This window comes from Micromonospora endophytica (assembly GCF_003236305.1).
Classification (GTDB): Bacteria; Actinomycetota; Actinomycetes; order Mycobacteriales; family Micromonosporaceae; genus Micromonospora; species Micromonospora endophytica.
The window spans coordinates 1-18,962 of record NZ_POTX01000009.1 but is presented as its reverse complement, the minus strand read 5'-3'; the positions used below and the strand labels follow the sequence as shown (position 1 = coordinate 18,962).

General features: G+C 69.4%; 18 protein-coding genes. 15 read left to right on the top strand and 3 right to left on the bottom strand.

Annotated features, from left to right (window positions below):
• The first annotated feature begins 115 nt into the window (after nucleotides 1–115).
• From C1I93_RS02605 to C1I93_RS02590, 4 genes are all read left to right on the top strand, one after another.
• Nucleotides 116–1,576 (top strand): CCA tRNA nucleotidyltransferase, encoded by a 1,461-nt coding sequence (locus tag C1I93_RS02605; RefSeq protein WP_111241582.1) that lies wholly within the window; start codon nucleotides 116–118, stop codon nucleotides 1,574–1,576.
• Nucleotides 1,577–1,795: 219 nt separating this feature from the next.
• Nucleotides 1,796–3,844, top strand: coding sequence for a S8 family serine peptidase (locus C1I93_RS02600; RefSeq protein WP_111241581.1), 2,049 nt, complete (start codon nucleotides 1,796–1,798; stop codon nucleotides 3,842–3,844).
• Nucleotides 3,845–4,058: 214 nt separating this feature from the next.
• Complete coding sequence (locus C1I93_RS02595; protein ID WP_111241580.1) at nucleotides 4,059–4,538, top strand: methylated-DNA--[protein]-cysteine S-methyltransferase; 480 nt, start codon at nucleotides 4,059–4,061, stop codon at nucleotides 4,536–4,538.
• A gap of 68 nt (nucleotides 4,539–4,606) precedes the next feature.
• The gene (locus tag C1I93_RS02590; RefSeq protein WP_111241579.1) at nucleotides 4,607–5,710 is read left to right on the top strand and encodes an IS30 family transposase; all 1,104 of its coding nucleotides are present in this window, start codon (nucleotides 4,607–4,609) and stop codon (nucleotides 5,708–5,710) included.
• A 54-nt stretch (nucleotides 5,711–5,764) separates the two neighbouring features.
• On the opposite strand, the gene C1I93_RS02585 is transcribed toward C1I93_RS02590, so the two are convergent.
• Entirely contained in the window at nucleotides 5,765–7,909 is a 2,145-nt protein-coding gene (locus C1I93_RS02585) for an elongation factor G-like protein EF-G2 (RefSeq protein ID WP_111241578.1), read from the bottom strand.
• A 242-nt stretch (nucleotides 7,910–8,151) separates the two neighbouring features.
• Here C1I93_RS02585 and pgsA point away from each other — a divergent pair, with 242 nt between their 5' ends.
• From pgsA to pdxT, 6 genes are all read left to right on the top strand, one after another.
• Nucleotides 8,152–8,784 carry a phosphatidylinositol phosphate synthase gene (pgsA, locus tag C1I93_RS02580; RefSeq protein ID WP_111241577.1) on the top strand — a complete coding sequence of 211 codons (633 nt, stop codon included), beginning with the start codon at nucleotides 8,152–8,154 and terminating at the stop codon, nucleotides 8,782–8,784.
• Between the two features lie 13 nt (nucleotides 8,785–8,797).
• Nucleotides 8,798–9,676 (top strand): phosphatidylinositol mannoside acyltransferase, encoded by an 879-nt coding sequence (locus tag C1I93_RS02575; RefSeq protein ID WP_111241576.1) that lies wholly within the window; start codon nucleotides 8,798–8,800, stop codon nucleotides 9,674–9,676.
• Nucleotides 9,677–9,689: 13 nt separating this feature from the next.
• On the top strand, nucleotides 9,690–10,850 hold the full coding sequence (locus C1I93_RS02570) for a glycosyltransferase family 4 protein (protein WP_111241575.1): 1,161 nt from the start codon (nucleotides 9,690–9,692) through the stop codon (nucleotides 10,848–10,850).
• 26 nt (nucleotides 10,851–10,876) lie between these two features.
• Nucleotides 10,877–11,383 (top strand): hypothetical protein, encoded by a 507-nt coding sequence (locus C1I93_RS02565; protein ID WP_111241574.1) that lies wholly within the window; start codon nucleotides 10,877–10,879, stop codon nucleotides 11,381–11,383.
• Nucleotides 11,384–11,507: 124 nt separating this feature from the next.
• Nucleotides 11,508–12,425 (top strand): pyridoxal 5'-phosphate synthase lyase subunit PdxS, encoded by a 918-nt coding sequence (gene pdxS, locus C1I93_RS02560; protein WP_111241573.1) that lies wholly within the window; start codon nucleotides 11,508–11,510, stop codon nucleotides 12,423–12,425.
• Nucleotides 12,426–12,430: 5 nt separating this feature from the next.
• Complete coding sequence (gene pdxT, locus C1I93_RS02555; RefSeq protein ID WP_111241572.1) at nucleotides 12,431–13,030, top strand: pyridoxal 5'-phosphate synthase glutaminase subunit PdxT; 600 nt, start codon at nucleotides 12,431–12,433, stop codon at nucleotides 13,028–13,030.
• A gap of 20 nt (nucleotides 13,031–13,050) precedes the next feature.
• Here the strand turns inward: pdxT and C1I93_RS02550 are convergent, their stop codons facing one another.
• Nucleotides 13,051–13,899 carry a helix-turn-helix transcriptional regulator gene (locus C1I93_RS02550; protein WP_223256745.1) on the bottom strand — a complete coding sequence of 283 codons (849 nt, stop codon included), beginning with the start codon at nucleotides 13,897–13,899 and terminating at the stop codon, nucleotides 13,051–13,053.
• Nucleotides 13,900–14,002: 103 nt separating this feature from the next.
• Here C1I93_RS02550 and C1I93_RS02545 point away from each other — a divergent pair, with 103 nt between their 5' ends.
• The 5 genes from C1I93_RS02545 to C1I93_RS02530 all read left to right on the top strand — a co-directional run bounded on the left by C1I93_RS02545 (nucleotide 14,003) and on the right by C1I93_RS02530 (nucleotide 16,389).
• On the top strand, nucleotides 14,003–14,614 hold the full coding sequence (locus C1I93_RS02545; RefSeq protein WP_111241571.1) for an NADPH-dependent FMN reductase: 612 nt from the start codon (nucleotides 14,003–14,005) through the stop codon (nucleotides 14,612–14,614).
• A 2-nt stretch (nucleotides 14,615–14,616) separates the two neighbouring features.
• Nucleotides 14,617–14,745: a hypothetical protein gene (locus tag C1I93_RS32225; RefSeq protein WP_258378253.1), complete on the top strand. Its 129-nt coding sequence runs from the start codon at nucleotides 14,617–14,619 to the stop codon at nucleotides 14,743–14,745.
• 224 nt (nucleotides 14,746–14,969) lie between these two features.
• Nucleotides 14,970–15,719 carry a YebC/PmpR family DNA-binding transcriptional regulator gene (locus C1I93_RS02540; RefSeq protein WP_111241570.1) on the top strand — a complete coding sequence of 250 codons (750 nt, stop codon included), beginning with the start codon at nucleotides 14,970–14,972 and terminating at the stop codon, nucleotides 15,717–15,719.
• 65 nt (nucleotides 15,720–15,784) lie between these two features.
• Complete coding sequence (locus tag C1I93_RS02535) at nucleotides 15,785–15,997, top strand: type II toxin-antitoxin system VapB family antitoxin (RefSeq protein WP_111241605.1); 213 nt, start codon at nucleotides 15,785–15,787, stop codon at nucleotides 15,995–15,997.
• Nucleotides 15,994–16,389 (top strand): PIN domain-containing protein, encoded by a 396-nt coding sequence (locus C1I93_RS02530; protein ID WP_111241569.1) that lies wholly within the window; start codon nucleotides 15,994–15,996, stop codon nucleotides 16,387–16,389. Before C1I93_RS02535 ends, C1I93_RS02530 begins: the two co-directional genes overlap by 4 nt.
• 43 nt (nucleotides 16,390–16,432) lie before the next feature.
• On the opposite strand, the gene C1I93_RS02525 is transcribed toward C1I93_RS02530, so the two are convergent.
• Nucleotides 16,433–18,694 carry a hypothetical protein gene (locus C1I93_RS02525; RefSeq protein ID WP_146603411.1) on the bottom strand — a complete coding sequence of 754 codons (2,262 nt, stop codon included), beginning with the start codon at nucleotides 18,692–18,694 and terminating at the stop codon, nucleotides 16,433–16,435.
• Nucleotides 18,695–18,962: the final 268 nt, after the last annotated feature.

Sequence of the window (18,962 nt, the reverse complement as noted above, 5' to 3'; positions counted from 1 at the left end):
AAGGGGTACGCCGGAGCCGGCACCGGCTCACACGCCACAGACCTTAGTCAACGTAGACCCGTTACCCGCGCCCGGCGGAGGAGATGCCGGCCAGGACCGATAGGCTGGCGCTCCCATGTCCGAAGCCGCCGCATCCCACGCCACCGACCGCCGCGAACTCACCGCCGCGCAGCGCAACGCCGTCGCCGAACTGCTCCGGGTCTCCCCGGTCGCCGACGAGTTGGGCCGCAGGTTCGCCGCCGCCGGCCACGAACTGCATCTCGTGGGGGGTTCGGTACGCGACGCCCTGCTCGGTCGGCTCGGCGAGGATCTTGACTTCTGCACCGACGCGCACCCCGACGCCACGCTGGACATCCTGCGTGGCTGGGCCGAGGCGATCTGGGAGACCGGCCGCGAGTTCGGCACCATCGGCTGCCAGCGCGACGGCCTGCGGCTGGAGATCACCACCTTCCGTGCCGAGTCATACGACCAGGTCACCCGCAACCCGGTGGTCGAGTACGGCACCAGCCTGATCGAGGACCTGCGGCGGCGGGACTTCACCGTCAACGCGATGGCGGTCAGCCTGCCCGAGCACCGCTTCACCGACCCGTACGGCGGGCTGGCCGACCTGGCCGCGAAGGTGATCCGCACGCCCGGCACGCCCGCCGAGTCGTTCGGTGACGATCCGCTGCGGATGCTGCGGGCGGCCCGGTTCGCCGCGCAACTGCGCTTCGCGGTGCATCCGGACGTCCGCGCGGCGATGAGCCGGATGGCGGCGGACCTGGACCGGATCACCGCCGAGCGGATCCGCGACGAGTTCACCAAGCTGCTCTGCGGCGCGGATCCGATCACCGGGCTGCGCCTGCTTGTCGACACCGGACTCACCGAGCGGTTCCTGCCCGAGTTGACCGGGCTCAAGCTGGAGATCGACGAGCACGCCCAGCACAAGGACGTCTACGAGCACACCCTCACGGTGGTACGCAACGCGATCTCGTACGAGCAGGACGGGCCGGACTTCATCCTCCGGATGGCAGCCTTGATGCACGACGTCGGTAAACCGGCCACCAAGGCGGTCGGCTCCGACGGCCGGGTCAGCTTCCACCACCACGAGGTGGTCGGCGCGCGGTTGACCAAAGCGCGGATGAAGGCGCTGCGCTATCCGAAGGAGGTCACCGCCAAGGTGACCGCTCTTGTCGGGTTGCACCTGCGCTTCTACGGCTACGGCCGGGGCGAGTGGACCGACTCGGCGGTGCGCCGGTACGCCACCGACGCCGGTGACCTGCTGCCGCTGCTGCACAAACTGACCAGGTCGGACTGCACCACCCGCAACCGCCGCAAGGCGGCGCAGTTGGCGGCGGACTACGACGCCCTGGAGGAGCGGATCGCCCGGATCGCCGCCGAGGAGGATCTGGCCCGGGTTCGTCCCGATCTCGACGGCAACGCGATCATGGAGCTGCTCGGCGTACCGCCGGGTCCGATCGTCGGGCGGGCCTGGAAGCACCTGAAGGACCTGCGGCTGGAGCGCGGGCCGCTGGACCGCGACACCGCCGAGGCCGAACTGCTGCGCTGGGCCCGCGACGAGGGCATTCTCGGCTGACCGACCCCCGCCTGACCTCGTGGTATTCCCACTGTGGAGGGTCACTCGGCGGAGGTCGCTACGCCGAAACGCCGACGTTTCGACCGAAAGGTTGACGCGCCTCGTTGCGTCGATGTCACATGATGTTGGGACGTCCAATCGCTCGACTGTCGACGCGGGACGATCCACTATCCGTCCGACCGCCAGCGGTTGGTCGATGACGAACGGGGAGTTCATCAAGTGAAACGCCGTGGCGTGCTGCGCCGCACAGCGGTGGCAGGGCTCGCCCTCGCCACCGCCTCGTCCATCCTGACCGTCGCCTCGGCCGGTGCCGCCGCGGCCGAACCGTCGGACCGGTCGCGTCCTGAGGCGCGCGACAGCGCACGCGCAAGCGCGAGCGCAAGCGTGGTGCCGGATCGCTACATCGTGGTCCTGAAGGACCAGCGGGCCACCTACACCAGCGTCCGGGCCACCGCTGCGGCGCTGACCAAGAGCAATGGTGGCACCGTTCGACAGGTGTTCGGCAAGGCGCTCACCGGCTTCTCGGTCGCCATGAACGCCAAGCAGGCGGAGGCGCTCGCGAAGAACGCCGCCGTGGCCCGCGTCGAGCCGGTGCGCCGGGTCTCGGCCAGCGGCACCCAGACCAACCCGCCGTCCTGGGGTCTGGACCGGATCGACCAGGCCTCGCCGAAGCTGAACCAGACCTACAAGTACCCGAACACCGGCAGCAATGTCACCGCGTACGTCCTGGACACCGGCATCAACATCGACCACCAGGACTTCGGCGGCCGGGCCAGCCACGGCTACGACTTCATCGACCTGGACGACGTCGCCGAGGACTGTCACGGTCACGGCACGCACGTGGCAGGCACGATCGGTGGCACGAAGTACGGCGTGGCCAAGGGCGTCAAGCTCGTCGCCGTACGGGTGCTCGACTGTGATGGCGGGGGCACCACGGAAGGTATCGTCGCCGCCATCGACTGGGTGACGGCGAACGCGCAACAGCCGGCCGTGGTCAACATGAGCCTGGGCGGCTCGGCCGACCCGGTGCTCGACGATGCCGTCAAGCGCTCCATCGACTCCGGCATCACCTACGCGCTCGCTGCCGGCAACGAAGACTGGAACGCCTGCGAGGTGTCGCCGGCCCGGGTGCCCGACGCGATCACCGTGGGTGCGACCGACCAGATCAACATGCGCGCCAACTTCTCGAACCACGGCAAGTGCCTCGACATCTTCGCCCCCGGCGTGAGCATCGTCTCGGCACGGCACGACAACAACACCGGCAGCGTCGGGTTCAGCGGTACCTCGATGGCCGCTCCGCACGTGGCGGGCGCGGCGGCGCTGCTGCTGCAGAGCAACCCGAGCTGGACCCCGAAGCAGGTCCGCGACCGCATCGTCACCACCGGCCTCGCCGGCGCGGTCTACGACACCAAGGGCTCGATGGACCGGCTCCTGACCGTCGGCTCGATCACGCCGAAGCGCTACTCGCACGGCTTCAAGGCCAAGTCGAACGGCAAGTTCGTCACCGCCGCCAGCACCACGAAGGCGCTCGTCAACAACGGCAAGAGCCTGGGCACCGCCCAGCGGTACGACTTCGTCGACGCCGGAAGCGGCCTGGTGGCGCTGCGCTCCAAGTCGACCGGCCGGTACGTGGTCGCGCCGAGCAATGGCACCAAGCCGCTGATCGCCAGCCACAAGACGATCGTCACGTCGGGCAAGTTCCAGATCATCAACCACACCGACGGTACGGTCAGCCTCAAGGCGAAGATCAACGGCAAGTACGTCACCGCGCCGACGTCCGGCACGTCGTCGCTGAAGGCGAGCAAGACCAGCATCGGCACGTCGGAGAAGTTCACCATCGACGCGCCGGCTCCGGTGGTCACCATCAAGTCGAAGGTCAGCGGCAAGTACGTCGTGGCCGGCAGCAAGCCGCTGGTCGCCAGTAGCAAGTCGGTCACCAAGTCGACGAAGTTCGAGATCGTCAACCGCAGTTACGGCTGGTTCGCCCTGAAGGCCCAGGCGAACGGCAAGTACGTGACGGCACCGGGTAGCGGCAGCAAGGCCCTGATCGCCAACAAGTCGTCCGCCGGTTACTGGGAGGAGTTCCTCTTCCTCAACTACAACCGCGACGGCTCGGTCTTCTTCCTGGGCCCTAACCAAAAGGCGGTGTCCGCAGGGTCCGCTGGCACCAAGCAGTTGATCGCGAGCAAGGTCTGGGATTACAACCCTGACACTGGAGCTCTCGTCGGCGTGGGCAACGGCGAACGGTTCTTCTTCTCCGCCACCTGAGGCACCTGAACAACCCCGGCGCCCGCCGAAGCGCTCCCACCCAGGGACCGCTCCGGCGGGCGCCCCCTTTCCCCCTCTTCCCCGCCGATCATGCACTTTTGGTCGCGGCAAAACGGGGCAGAAGTTACTAAAAGGCGACCAAAAGTGCAAGATCGGCGCATGACTTGGGGGTGAGAGCGATCGCATCGGTCAGGGAGGTGGGGGATGATGGGGTGTGCGGTGGACTTTCGTGGATTCGCCGATCGGGGTCTTCTCCGTGGCCACCGATGGTGACAGCGTGTGTGGAACCCGTTTTGGTCAGGTCGAGGAGGCCACCGCCGAGCCGGTCGACGAGGTGGCTCGGCAGGCCGTGGCGGAGTTGCGGGCGTACTTCGCCGGTGAGCTGACCGAGTTCGGTGTTCCGGTGAGGGTGCCGCGTGGCTCAGAGTTCGAGCGGGCAGTGTGGCGGGAGATGACCCGCATCCCGTACGGCGAAATGCTCACCTACGGCGAGGTGGCCCGGCGGGTCGGCGACCCGGGTGCGGCCCGCGCGGTCGGGGTGGCCTGCAACCGCAACCCGATTCCGGTGATCGTGCCGTGCCATCGCATCATCGGCGCCGGCGGAAAACTCGTCGGCTTCGGCGGCGGCCTACCCCGCAAAATCAAGCTCCTCGAACTCGAAGCCCGAGTAACCCTCTCCCACACCTGGTCCTAACCCCCCCGCCCCCACCCCGTCGATCATGAGGTTAGCGGCAGTTCCAGAGAGGCGGTTTCTAGGCTTCAGTGCAACTGATCTTGGTTGGGCTGGAGGTGCTGGTGGCGAGGCCGGGTGTGTTGACGTTCGGGCATCGGCAGGTGTTGGAGCATCTGTGGGCTTCGGGGCGGACGATCTCGCAGATCGCGGGGATCCTCGGGGTGCCGGTGTGCACGGTGTCGCGGGAGGTGGCGCGGAACAACAGTGCGCGGCACGGGACGAAGAATCCGCTCGGGCGGTCGTTGCCGCCCGGGCGGGCTCGTCGGCCGTATCGGTGGGGGTATCAGGCGCAGTGGGCGCAGCGGCGGGCTGACGCGGCCCGACGGCGGCCGAAGGCGTCGAAGCTTCGGCCGGGCACGCGGCTGCGGGGCGCGGTGGCGGGGAAACTGGCGCGTAGGTGGTCTCCGAAACAGATCGCCGCGTGGTTACGGGCCACGTACGCCGACCGTCCGGAGTTGCAGGTGTCCCACGAGACGATCTACCAGGCGATCTACGTGCAGTCGCGGGGCAACCTGCGGGCAGAGCTGACCCGGCAGGTGGCGCTACGGTCCGGACGCACCCAGCGGCGCCCGCAGTCACGCGCCGCGGGCGCGGCCCGCAGCCGACGGCCCTGGATCGGGGATCTGCACATCAGCAACCGGCCCGCCGAGGCCGCCGACCGGGCGGTGCCCGGGCACTGGGAAGGCGACCTGGTCATCGGCAAGGCCGGCGCCTCAGCGATCGTGACCCTGGTCGAACGCACCACCCGATACGTCATGCTCGGCGCACTGCCCAACAACCGCGACAGTGAAGCCGTCATCGACGTGCTCACCACCCTGGCCACCCGAATGCCGGCGCACCTACGCCGGTCACTGACCTGGGACCAAGGCGCGGAGATGGCCACCCACCCGGTGTTCACCATCGCCACCGGCTGCCCGGTCTACTTCTGCGACCCCCACAGCCCCTGGCAACGCGGCAGCAACGAGAACACCAACGGCCTGCTACGCCAGTACTTCCCCAAGAGCAGCTACGACTTCCGCACCATCGACCAGACCGGCCTGGACGAAGTCGCCCACGAACTCAACACCCGACCCCGCGAAACGTTGGGCTGGGACACCCCAGCCCAACGCCTCGCACAACTCATCACTGCCTAACGATTGCACTCACCCCTTGACCGGGCCGATCAGATACTGCCGCTAACCTCATGATCAACCACGTTGGTGGGTGGTGGTCGGGTGGTCGGGGAGGGGGTCGTGGCGGAGGAAGTGGCGGCGGAAGGTGCCGGCGCCGGCGGTCATCGCGCGCAGCTCGACGGCGTAGCGCAGCAGTTCCAGGGCGGGTACCTCGGCGCGGATCAGGGTGCGTCCCTCGGTGTCCGGGTCCGGTTCGGTGCCGAGCACCCGGCCGCGCCGACCGGACAGGTCGCCCATCACCGTGCCCACGTTGCCGTCGGGCACCCGTACGGTCACCTCGTCGATCGGTTCCAGCAGCGTCGGCTGGCCCTGCTCGGCGGCGTCGCGCAACGCCAGCGCACCGGCGGTCTGGAACGCCGCGTCGGAGGAGTCCACGCTGTGCGCCTTGCCGTCGACAAGGGTCACCCGCAGGTCCACCACCGGATGGCCGGCGACCAGACCGCGTTCCATCTGGGCGCGCACCCCCTTCTCCACGGAGGGGATGTAGTTGTGCGGCACCGAGCCGCCGACCACCCGGTCGACGAACTCGAAACCGGCACCGCGCGGCAGCGGCTCCACCTCGATGTCGCAGACGGCGTACTGACCGTGCCCGCCGGACTGCTTGACGTGCCGGCCATGCCCACGGGCGGGCGCGGCCAGGGTCTCCCGCAACGCCACCTTGACCGGCTCGGTGTCCAACTCCACCCCGCCGGCGCGCAGCCGGTCGAGGACCACATCGGCGTGGGCCTCGCCCATGCACCAGAGCACCAACTGGTGGGTGTCCGGGTTGCGTTCCAGCCGCATGGTCGGGTCACCGGCCACCAACCGGGCCAGGTTGCGGGCCAGAGCGTCCTCGTCCGAGCGGGACTTCGCCACGATCGCCACCGGCAGCAGTGGCTCCGGCATCTCCCACGGTGCGATGAGCAACGGGTCGTCCTTGGCGGAGATGGTGTCGCCGGTCTCCGCGCTGCCGGACTTGGTGATCGCGCAGATGTCACCGGCCACCGCGACACCGACCTCGCGCAGCGTGGCCCCGAGCGGGCTGTAGAGGTGGGCGATCCGCTCGTCGGCGTCGTGGTCCGGGTGGCCACGGTCGGCCAGACCGTGCCCACAGACGTGCACCGTCTGCTCGGGCCGCAGGGTGCCGGAGAAGACGCGGACCACACAGACCCGCCCGACGTGCCTGTCGATCGTGGTCTTGACCACCTCGGCGACAAGCGGACCGGCCGGGTCGCAGGTCAGCGGCGGGCGGGGCGAACCATCCACCCCGGTGACCGCGGGCAGTGCGTGCTCCGGCGGCGACGGGAAGCCGGCGGTGAGCACCTCCAGCAGGGCGTCCAACCCGACGCCGGTCTCCGCACAGACCGGCACCACCGGATAGAAGTGCCCCCGGGCGACGGCCTTCTCCAGATCCTCGATCAGCAGATCGGTGCCGATCTCCTCGCCACCGAGGTAGCGGTCCATCAGGGTCTCGTCCTCGCTCTCGGCGATGATCCCCTCAATCAGCTCGTCCCGGGATTCAGCGATGGCCGGCAGGTGCTCCGGGTCGGGCTCGCGCACCAGCGGCGGCAGACCACCCGTGTAGTCGAAGACCCGACGGGTGATCAGACCGAGCAGACCGACGGTGGAGATCCCGTCGTCGCCGAGCATCGGCAGGTAGAGCGGGAGCACGTTGTCACCGAAGACCCGCTGGCACAGCGCCACCGCCTCGTCGAAGTCGGCGCGGGGATGGTCCAGCCGGGAGACCGCGACCGCCCGGGGCATGTCGACAGCCGCGCACTCCTCCCAGAGCGCGGCGGTGGCCGCGTCCATCCCGTCGACGGCGGAGACCACGAAGAGTGCGGCGTCCGCGGCGCGTAGGCCGGCCCGCAGCTCACCGACGAAGTCGGCGTAGCCGGGCGTGTCCAGCAGGTTGACCTTGAACCCGTCGTGCCACAACGGAGCGCAGGCCAGCGAGACCGACCGCTGTTGGCGTACGGCCGCCGGGTCGTGGTCGCAGACGGTGTTGCCGTCGGCGATCGAGCCGGCGCGGGTGATCGTGCCGGTCGCCGCGAGCAGCGCCTCGACAAGTGTGGTCTTGCCCGCCCCGGAGTGCCCGACCAGCACCACGTTGCGGATCTTCGCCGGATCGGTCACCGCAGGTGCGCCGGTGACCCCCTTGTCGTGATTCCTCTGCGCCATCGGGCGCACCTCCCTCAAGCCGGTGGTGGTGGCGACCGCCGCGCGCGACGGGGATGCGGCCCGGACGGGTACTGCGGCGATATCCTCCGGTGCAACGTTCCGGACCGGGCGATCAACGGGCGGTCGGGTGAGCCGGATCACTTGCTGGCTCGATCTCACACCCGATGGCGGACCGAAACAACCCTCTGTACACGGACCGGCGCTGTCGTCGGCCAGCAGCCGACCGTTATCGTGGGACCGCCATGGCGAAGATCTTCCAAGTGTCGGCCCGCGCGGGGATGACCCGCGTCGTGGAGCCGATCGCCCGTAGCCTGCTGCGCGCGGGCGTGTCCCCCAACGCGGTCACCGTCGCGGGCACCATCGGCGTGCTCGTCGGTGCGCTCGGCTTCGGTGCCCGCGGCCATCTGGTCGCCGGTGCGCTGATCGTGACGGTCTTCGCGCTCACCGACCTGCTCGACGGCACGATGGCCCGGATGAGCGGCGGCTCCACCCGGTTCGGCGCATTTCTCGACTCCAGCATGGATCGGGTGGCCGACAGCGCGGTGTTCGGCGCGGTCGCCTTCTATCTGGCCAGCGAGGGCGACCGGGCCGGCATGGCCGCCGCGCTGATCTGCCTGGCCGCGGGCGGACTGGTCTCGTACGTCAAGGCCCGCGCCGAGGGGCTCGGCATGAGCGCCAACGTCGGCGTCGCCGAACGTACCGAACGGCTGCTGATCGTCGGCGTCGGTGGCCTGCTCGCCGCCCTGGTCCACCCGGCGGCGCTGCCGATCGCGCTCTGGCTGTTGGCGGCGGTGTCGCTGTTCACGGTGGGTCAGCGGATGCGGCACGTGTACCAGCAGGCCCAGCAGGTAGACGTGCCGGGCGGCCAGCGGTGAGCGGCACCCGCCGGTGAACCTCACCGAACTCGGCTTCATCGCCGGCTGGCGGCTGGTCCGCGCGCTGCCCCGACCGGTCGCGGCTACCGCGTTCAACGCGGTCGCGGACCGGGCCCACCGGCGTCGGGGCGCCGGCGTCACCCGGCTGCGGGCCAACCTGCGGCGCGTCGTCGGGCCGGAATTGCCCGAGGACGAGCTGGACGAACTGGTCCGGCGAGGGATGCGCTCGTACGCCCGGTACTGGATGGAGGCGTTCCGGCTGCCGGCGCTGAGCCGGGAACAGGTTCTCGCCGGGTTCCGGCTGGACGGCGCCGAACTGCTCGCCGCCGACGTGGCGGCCGGACGGGGTGCGGTGGTGGCGTTGCCGCACGCCGGCAACTGGGACATGGCCGGCGCGTGGGTGGTGGCCAACGAGTGGCCGCTCTCCACCGTCATGGAACGGCTCAAGCCGGAGGGCGTCTACGAGCGGTTCGTGGCGTTCCGGGAGCGGCTGGGGATGGAGATCCTGCCCACCACCGGAGGCGTCCGGCCCCCGCTCGACGTGCTCACCGAGCGGGTGACCGCCGGGGCGGTGGTGCCGCTGCTCGCCGACCGGGACCTCTCCGCCCGGGGCGTGGAGGTGGAGTTCTTCGACGGCCGGACCCGGATGCCGGCCGGCCCGGCCCTGCTCGCCCTGCGCACCGGCGCGCCGCTCTACGTCACCTCGATGTGGTACGAACCGGACGCGGCGTGCGCCTCGATCGAGGGCCCGCTGCCGGTGCCCGGTCCGCAGGAGGGCACGCTTGACGCACGGGTGCGGTCGCTGACCCAGCGGATCGCCGACGGTCTCGCGGCGGGCATCGCCCGGCATCCGCAAGACTGGCACATGTTGCAGCGGATGTGGCTGGACTGAGGGGACGGGCGTAATGCGGATCGGCATCGTCTGCCCGTACTCCTTCGACGTCCCGGGCGGCGTGCAGAACCACGTCATGGACCTCGCCGAGGCGTTGATCGGGCTGGGTCACGAGGTGAGTGTGCTCGCCCCGGCGGACGAGGACTCGCCGCTGCCGCCGTACGTGGTGCCGGCCGGGCGGGCGGTGCCGCTGCCGTACAACGGCTCGGTGGCCCGGATCGCGTTCGGCCCTGTCTCCACCGCCCGGGTCCGCCGCTGGATCACCCGTGGCGACTTCGACGTGCTGCACGTGCACGAGCCGCTGACGTTGAGCCTGTCCATGCTCGCCGTGCTCTCCGCCCGAGGACCGGTGGTGGCCACCTTCCACACCGCGATGACCCGATCCCGGGTGCTGTCGGCGGCCCAGGGCATGCTCCAGATCCTGCTGGAGCGGATCACCGCACGGATCGCGGTGAGCGCGCTGGCCCGCAAGGTGCAGGTCGAGCACCTCGACGGCGGCGCGGTGGAGATCCCGAACGGGGTGGCGGTGGCGAAGTACGCAGGCGTCGAGCCGCTGCCCGGCTGGCCGGGGGAGGTGACCGCGAGCAGCGGCGGCACCCTCGGCTTCCTGGGTCGCTTCACCGAGCCCCGCAAGGGGTTCCCGATCCTGCGCGACGCCTTCGTCGAGCTGGCCCGGCAGCGGCCCGGACTGCGCCTGCTGGTCGCCGGCCCCGGCGACCCGGACGACCTGTTCGACAGGTTTCCGGCCGACCTGCGGGACCGGGTCACCTTCCTCGGTCTGGTACCCGAGCCGGAGAAGGCGCGCATGCTGCGCAGCGTGCATCTGTACGTCGCACCCAACACCGGCGGCGAGTCGTTCGGCATGATCCTCACCGAGGCGCTGGCCGCCGGCACCACTGTCGTCGCCAGCGACCTCGACGCTTTCCGCCGGGTGCTCGACGGCGGCCGGGCCGGGCGGTTGTTCCCCACCGGTGACGCGGTGGCGCTGCGACGGACGATCGCCGAACTGCTGGACGATCCGGACCAACGGGCGGAGTTGACCGCCTGCGGCGACCAGGTGGTGGCGAATTTCGACTGGCCCGTGGTTGCCCGCCGGGTTCTTGAGGTATACGCAGCGGCGATCGAAGCGACCGACGGGCGGGTGATAGACCAGGAGTGGGTGGGGCCGGACTGATCGGGAGGAACGGGAGCAGCACTACGATGCCGGGCATGTGGTGGGTGGTGGGCGCGACGGTGGTCGTCGCCCTGGTGGCGGTGTACCTGATCTGGACCGCCGGCCGGGTCGAGCGGCTCCAGTCCCGCGCGCAGCTTGCCGCCCGTGCCCTGGACGCGCACCTGCTGCGCCGGGCGGCTGCGGCGGCGGTGCTCGCCGAACGCCGCTACGGCGTCGAGCTGTACGCGGCCGCGCGCATCGCGCTCGACGCCCGCCCGGAGGAGCGGGAAGCGGCCGAGAACGACCTGACCAGGCAGCTGCGCGCGGTCGAGTTGGACCCCACCGATCCCGACTGTGACGCCGTGATCGCCGCCAGTCGGCGCCTGGCCCTGGCCCGGCAGGTGCACACCGATCTGGTCCGGGATGCCCGTACGGCCCGCAGCCGACCGCTGGTCCGCCTACTGCGGATGGGCCGCCAGCACACCTGGCCGCGCTATTTCGACATCGACGATCCGACTCTCTTCGTACCCCCGGTGGACGCCACCACCAGGTGATCACGCCGTCGGTGACGGCGGCCACACCGCAGGCCACCACGGATCCGATTGGCTGTCGGAACGGCCGTCGGCCGGACGTAGCATTTCGCCGTCCCGTCCCGCGCCGCCCGAGGAGCGATGATCCGTGTCCGAGACGACTTCCCCGAATCCCGACGCCGGTCCGGTCGTCGGCACCGCCCGCGTCAAGCGGGGCATGGCCGAGATGCTCAAGGGCGGCGTGATCATGGACGTGGTCACCCCCGAGCAGGCCAAGATCGCTGAGGACGCCGGCGCGGTCGCGGTGATGGCGCTGGAGCGGGTGCCCGCCGACATCCGCGCCCAGGGCGGGGTGTCCCGGATGAGCGACCCCGACATGATCGACGGCATCATCAACGCCGTCTCCATCCCGGTGATGGCAAAGGCCCGCATCGGCCACTTCGTGGAGGCGCAGATCCTCCAGGCGCTCGGCGTCGACTACGTCGACGAGTCCGAGGTGCTCACCCCGGCCGACTACGCCAACCACATCGACAAGTGGGCGTTCACCGTCCCGTTCGTCTGCGGCGCGACGAACCTGGGCGAGGCGCTGCGGCGGATCACCGAGGGCGCCGCGATGATCCGCTCCAAGGGTGAGGCCGGCACCGGTGACGTCTCCAACGCCACCACCCACATGCGGAAGATCCGGCAGGAGATCCGCCGCCTCCAGACGCTGCCGACCGATGAGCTGTTTGTCGCGGCGAAGGAGCTGCAGGCGCCGTACGAGCTGGTCAAGGAGGTCGCCGAGAGCGGCAAGCTGCCGGTGGTGCTCTTCACCGCCGGTGGCATCGCCACCCCGGCCGACGCGGCGATGATGATGCAGCTCGGCGCCGAGGGCGTCTTCGTCGGCTCCGGCATCTTCAAGGCCGGCAACCCGGCGCAGCGGGCCGCCGCGATCGTCAAGGCGACCACCTTCCACGACGACCCGGACGTGCTGGCCAAGGTCTCCCGGGGTCTCGGCGAGGCGATGGTCGGCATCAACGTCGACGACATCCCCGTCCCGCACCGCCTCGCCGACCGCGGCTGGTGAGGTGTGTGACGGCACCGGTGATCGGTGTGCTCGCCCTTCAGGGCGACGTACGCGAACATCTCACCGCGCTCACCGACGTGGGCGCGCAGGCCCGCCCGGTCCGTCGGGCGGCGGAGCTGGACGCGGTCGACGGCCTGGTCATCCCGGGCGGCGAATCCACCACGATCAGCAAACTGGTGGACATCTTCGAGCTGCGCGAACCGATCGACAAGCGGATCGCCGCCGGCCTGCCGGTCTACGGCTCCTGCGCCGGCATGATCATGCTGGCGCAGGAGGTCCTCGACGGTCGACCGGACCAGCGCGGCTTCGACGGCATCACGATGACCGTGCGGCGCAACGCCTTCGGCCGGCAGGTCGACTCGTTCGAGGCGCCGGTGGAGATCACCGGGATCGACGGCGGCCCGCTGCACGCGGTCTTCATCCGCGCCCCCTGGGTCGAGCGGGTCGGCGCGGGAGTGGAGGTGCTGGGCACGGTGACCGAGGGCCCCGCCGCCGGCCGCGTCGTGGCGGTCCGCCAGGGCAACCTGCTCGCCACCTCCTTCCACCCCGAACTCACCCGAGACCTCCGCCTGCACCGCTACTTCGTCGACCTGGTCCGCACCTGACAGTGCCCGGTGTGGGGACCTCAGCTGGCTATCGAGCGCAGGCCGCCGGGTCGCCGCCCCAGCAGGCGGTCCAGCGCCGCCGCGCTGTCCGCGTCGGTCGGCAGGTGCACCACCAGTCGCTGCTGGTCGTCGGCGAGCTCCAAGGTCTCGTATGCCAGGCGCAGCGGCCCGACCTCCGGATGCCGCAACCAGCGCACGCCGCTGGCCTGGGCCGCGACCGGACGCCGCCCCCACCGGGAGGTGAAGACCGACCCGACGGTACGGCCGAGCCGGTCGGCGAACGCGTCAGTGGCGGGATCACCCTGGCGTAGCCGGTGCAGCTCGGCGACCTGCTCGTCGGCCAGCTCAGCCCAGTCGGCAAAATGCGCGCGGGCACGTTCGTCGGTGAAGACGAACCACAAGAGGTTGGGCCGGTCACCATCGAGCAGTCCCAGCGGGCGGGCCAGCCGGTCGAACGGATCGTTCCAGGCCAGCACGTCACCGATCCGGTTGAGCAGGTACACAGGCCGGTCCCGCACCGCGTCCAGCAGCCCCCGAACCTCGGGGCGGACGGTACGCGAGACCGCCGGCCGCCGTCCCGTGCACAACTGCCGGCGGTGGTCGACCGACGCCAGTTGTTGCAGATGCCGCCGGTCGGCCTCCGCCAGCCGCAGCGCCCTCGCCAGCGCGGCGAGGATCTCCGGCGAGGGTCGGTTGTCGCGGCCCTGTTCGAGCCGGGTCAGGTACTCCACGCTGACCTGGGCCAGCGTCGCGACCTCGGCCCGCCGCAACCCTGGCGTACGCCGTCGCGGGCCGGCCGGCAGCCCCACCTGCTCGGGCCGCAGCGCCTCCCGTCGGCTGCGCAGGAACGCGCCCAACTCCCCGTCCATCACGTACCCAGTCTGCATTCTCCGCCGCCGGCCAGGGTGTCCCCGCCGGGGCTATCCTCCCGGCGGCCTCCCGGGCACGCCGGCCCGTCGATGAGATGGGGGCATGAGAGAACAACCCTTCGTCATCGGCGTGATCGTGGGCAGCAGCCGTCCGGGCCGGCGGGCGCCGGTGGTGGCCGGCTGGGCCATCGAGGTGATGGCCCAACACCCGGCGGTACGCGACGGTGAGGCGACCGTCGCGCTGATCGACCTCGCGCGGCACCACCTGCCGTTGCTGGACGAGCCGGTGCCGGCGAGGTTCGGCGACTACCGCAACGAGCACACCCGAGCCTGGTCGGCGACGGTGGCGGCCTGCGACGCCTTCGTCTTCGTCTCACCGGAGTACAACAGGTCGGTGCCCGCCGTACTCAAGAACGGGATCGACTATCTCGACGCCGAGTGGCGCGGCAAGCCCGCCGGCCTGCTCAGCTATGGGGTGCGCGGCGCCGAGCGGGTGACCGGGCACCTGCGGGACATCCTGACCGAGGTGGGCATGGAGGTTCTCCGCGAGTCCGTCGAGTTGGCGCTCTTCACCGACTTCGACTGGACCGGCGAGGACCCCTCCGACCCGACGGCGACCGGGCGGATCGCGCCCGGCGAGGACCGGGCGGCGGCGGTGCGGGCGATGGTCACCGACCTCCTCGACGCGGCCCGCGACGTCGCCGCGGTGGCATGAGCATGGAGAGGATCCTGATCAGGTACCGGGTCCGGCCGGACCGTAGCTACCGGGCTGCCCTGGAGGAGCGCTGCGAGCAGCGCGATGTCGCGGAGTTCACCGTGCAGGGGTCGTACGGCATGGGGGAGTGACTTTAGCCCGCTATGCGGTGATCTGCGGGTATCGGCATGGCTGCCGGCGTGCGGCGGGTGACGGCCACCCGCCGCACGTCGGTAGGATTGTCGAGATTCGGCAGGGCCATCTGGCCGTCACGGCTTCCACCAGAGAGCTGACCGGCACCACCGTGTGCGCCGGTGGGAGCGGGGGCGTGCGCGGTGCGGTCGATGCAGACGGCGGGTAGCAACGGAGGTAACAGATGTCCGGCCACTCAAAGTGGGCGACGACCAAGCACAAGAAGGCGGTCATCGACGCCAAGCGCGGCAAGATGTTCGCCAAGCTGATCAAGAACGTCGAGGTCGCGGCGCGGACCGGCGGCGGCGACCCCGCCGGCAACCCGACCCTCTACGACGCGATCCAGAAGGCCAAGAAGAACTCCGTACCCAACGACAACATCGACCGCGCGGTCAAGCGCGGCTCCGGCCTGGAGGCCGGTGGCGCCGACTACCAGACGATCATGTATGAGGGGTACGGCCCGAACGGCGTCGCGCTGCTCATCGAGTGTCTGACCGACAACCGCAACCGCGCCGCCACCGAGGTACGCACCGCGCTGACCCGCAACGGCGGCTCGTTCGCCGACGCCGGCTCGGTGTCGTACATGTTCTCCCGCAAGGGCGTGGTGATCGTGCCGAAGGCCGGCACCAGCGAGGACGACGTGATGCTCGCCGTCCTGGACGCGGGCGCCGAAGAGGTCAACGACCTGGGCGAGGCATTCGAGGTGGTCTCCGAGCCGGGTGACCTGCTGGCCGTCCGCACCGCGCTCCAGGACGCCGGCATCGAGTACGAGTCGGCCGAGTCCTCGCTCATCCCCAGCGTCACCGTGCCGCTGGACGAGGAAGGCGCCCGCAAGATCTTCAAGCTGATCGACGTCCTGGAGGACAGCGACGACGTGCAGAACGTCTTCGCCAACTTCGACGTCTCCGACGAGGTCATGGCCGCCGTCGGCTGACGACCGGCTTCGTTCGTTCGATATACGCACCTCCCGGATATATTCTTGTCCGGGAGGTGTATCTCATGGCCAAAACCCTGCTCGACCTCGATGAGGATCTTCTGGCGGAGGCGACTGCTGCGCTCGGCACCACGACCAAGAAGGAGACGGTGACGGAGGCGCTCCGGCAGGCGGTGGAGTCCAGCCGGGAGCGGCGACAGCGGGCTCTGGCTGACCTTCAGGACGTCGCTGACGCGGGGGGCTTCGACTTCGATCAACTCGACGAGATCGACAAGTGAAGTACCTCATCGACACCAGCGCGCTGGTCCGTATGGTTCGCCGTCAGGTCGAACCGCACTGGTCCGACCTGGCCTCCCGTGGCCTGATCGCCATCTGCGACCCGGTGCTCGTGGAAACTCTGACCATCGCGGACGCGAAGGCATACGACCGGGTCGAGCGCGGACTCCGCGACCTGTACCCGTGGGTGCCGGTGCCGGACGACGCCTGGCAGGTCGTGCGGGCGGTGCGGCAGGAACTCGCCAGCCACAGCGCCCACCAGGGGCTTTCCGTTGCCGACCACCTTGTGGCGGCCACCGCCATTCGGCTGAAGCTGGTGGTCCTGCACCAGGACGCCGACTTCGAGACCGCATCTCGGCTCGTCCCGCAACTGAGTCAAGAGCGGATCACCTGACCGCCACAGGCGAGAGTCCGGGAGATGCCCGTCGCGGTCTTCCTTATTCCTTGCGAATCGCTTGGGTGATCGCGGCGACGAGCGCGAAGCCGAGCGCCCACCCGACAATGATCATGAACCAGGTCCAGAACAGTAGCGGTGTGCCCCAGAATTTGGTGGCGTCGGGCACCCACTTATCGATCTGATACAGGTTTATCGCGGGAATCAGGAGCTGCAGGGAGTAGGCGAGCGGGTTGAAGCATGGGTAGTTCTCCGGGCAGTGCGTGGCATCGGTGTGCGGCTTGTCGTCGGTATCCGCCCCCACCGGTTCCATAAGACCGTGGTGCTCGGCGGTGTGGAAGAAGATTATGTTGAGCAGGGCTAAAGGGAGGGCGATGAGGAGCGGTTGATAAAGGCGGTAGCCATATCTGACGGTCGCCCACATGAAAAAGTTCCACGCCTTCGAATGGGGTCGCAGTTTGTCCCGCTTGCGAAGTTGCTTCAGGCCGGCGACCGCCACCTCGCGATCTGCTTCGTCCTTGCTGGCATCTCGGTAGACTTTGCTGAGTTGCAGGTACGGCTGGCGTGAATAGCTGTGCATACGGCCGAGTATCTGGATGCGCTGTTGGTACGCGAGGTCGCTCTCCAGGCTTTCATAGGTGAGACCTTCCAGCTCGACGCGGTTCTCCGGGTAGGCCACCTCGCTGTCATGAAGACGCGCTACGCGGGCGTATCGTAGGTCGACGGTCTGGGTGGGTTTTTCTGCCGGCAACAGCACGAGTGTGCCGCCCACTCGTAGTCCGTACGCGTCGAGCGACTTATCGCCGATTCCGGTGAAGTGGCCCTTGGTCAGGTCGACGTTCCGGGCGATGTCCGCGTCCCGGAGCGATACCTCGCTGGTCGCCTGGAAGCCGTTGGTGAGCAGCACGTCGCCGCGCCCGACCACGCCGCTCAGGTTGAGAGCGGCGTATCCCAGGGCCTGGAAGGACCCACCGCTGCAGTCGAGTTGCCGGCCAACGGTGGCCCGGGCCAGGTTGACTCCACCAACCGCCCGGAAGTCGCCGTTGAGCATCACGTCTCCCTCGGTGGTCAGGCCGTCTGCGGCGAGCGCGGTGTCCGCCTCGCACTCGAAAACTCCTCCCGTGCAGACGACCGCCTCGGCGACGCTGGCACCACACAGCCGAACCTGACCGTTGGCGTGGAAACCTGTCTCCTGATTGGGATCTTTGTCAAGGTAGACGCTGCCCTGACAGGCCAGTCCGGTGGCGTCCAGGGAACTACCGGACTGGTTGTCGAAGCGTCCCCCGGTGCAGGTGAGCTGGCGCGCCAGCATCGCGCCGACCAGCCGCACCGTGCCGTGCGCCACGAAGCCCCGGTCGAGGTACACGTCCTTGGCCGTCAGCCGCTCCGCCTCGATCGCCACGCCGCCGCGACCGTCGAAGCTGCCCCCACTACAGCTCAGCTCACCGTCGATCTGCGCGCCGACCAGGCGTACGCCGCCCGTGGCGTGCAGGTTCTGATCGAGGTAGCAGCCAATGGTGGCCCGCAGCGAGTCGGCGCGCAGTGCCAGCCCGTTGGGGTTGTGCAGGGTGGCGTTGCGGAAAGAGACAGAGCCGGCCCGTGCCCAGCACAGCCGTACCTCTCCCTCGGCGTGGAACCGTTCGTCGCAGCGCAGTTCCCAGCCGACGAACGTGTTTGTCGCATCGATGGCCACGGGCGAATCGTCGCCGAAGTGGCCAGCCCGACAGTCGAGGTCGTGCTCGATGTGGCTGGAATCCAGCGTGACGTTGCCGGTCACCTTGGTGTGGTTCAGGAACAGCCCACCCTCGATGACCATGTCGGGGCCGTAGAACGCTGCGCAGCTGGGTCGGTGGGTCAGCCGGCTTTTGGTGAGCCTCAGGTCTTTTTCCAGATGGGCGTCGGCGAAACTGACGCCGGTGATGTCGCAGTCGACGGCGCTGATGTCCTTGCAGCTGTGGATGTTGTCGGCGGTGAGGCCGTCGATCGTGCAACCGATGAACTCGATCGTCTCGCCGCACACCGCTCTGGACAGGTCGACGCCGTTGTCGAACCGGCAGTCGCGGAACGACAAGGCGCGCTTGAGGCGAAGGCCGGACAGATCCAGGCGTTCTGCTACATGAGCACCGATCAGGACTATCGGGTCCTTGAACCGATCGCCGGGATCAGTGCAGATGGTCGTGAGCAGCCTGGCGGACAGCGAGCTGTTGACATTCACCTGCTTGCCGGCGGCAAGTTGATCGAGCACTCCGTGCTCTTGCGGGCTGGGCTTGAACCCGAGGTAATCGCTCCAGTCCTTACGGCACACGCTCATCCTCCTGGTGCACTGTCGGGCTGGGCGGGGCTCGGGCTCGGCTGGAACCTTCGGCGAACCGACTTGTCGGCAGAATAACCGCAGCTCAGCGCCGTGTAGGCGCGATCTGTCGACCTGCCGCGGGCGGTGACCACGCCGGCCGTACGCCTGCCCTCCTCCGCCGCCCTGTCGCAGATCTTGGAAATCTGGCGTTCAGTGCGAACGGGAACTTTCCAAGGTCTGCGATGCGTGGGCGCGCGGGGCGGGGAAGAGGGTGGAGGGT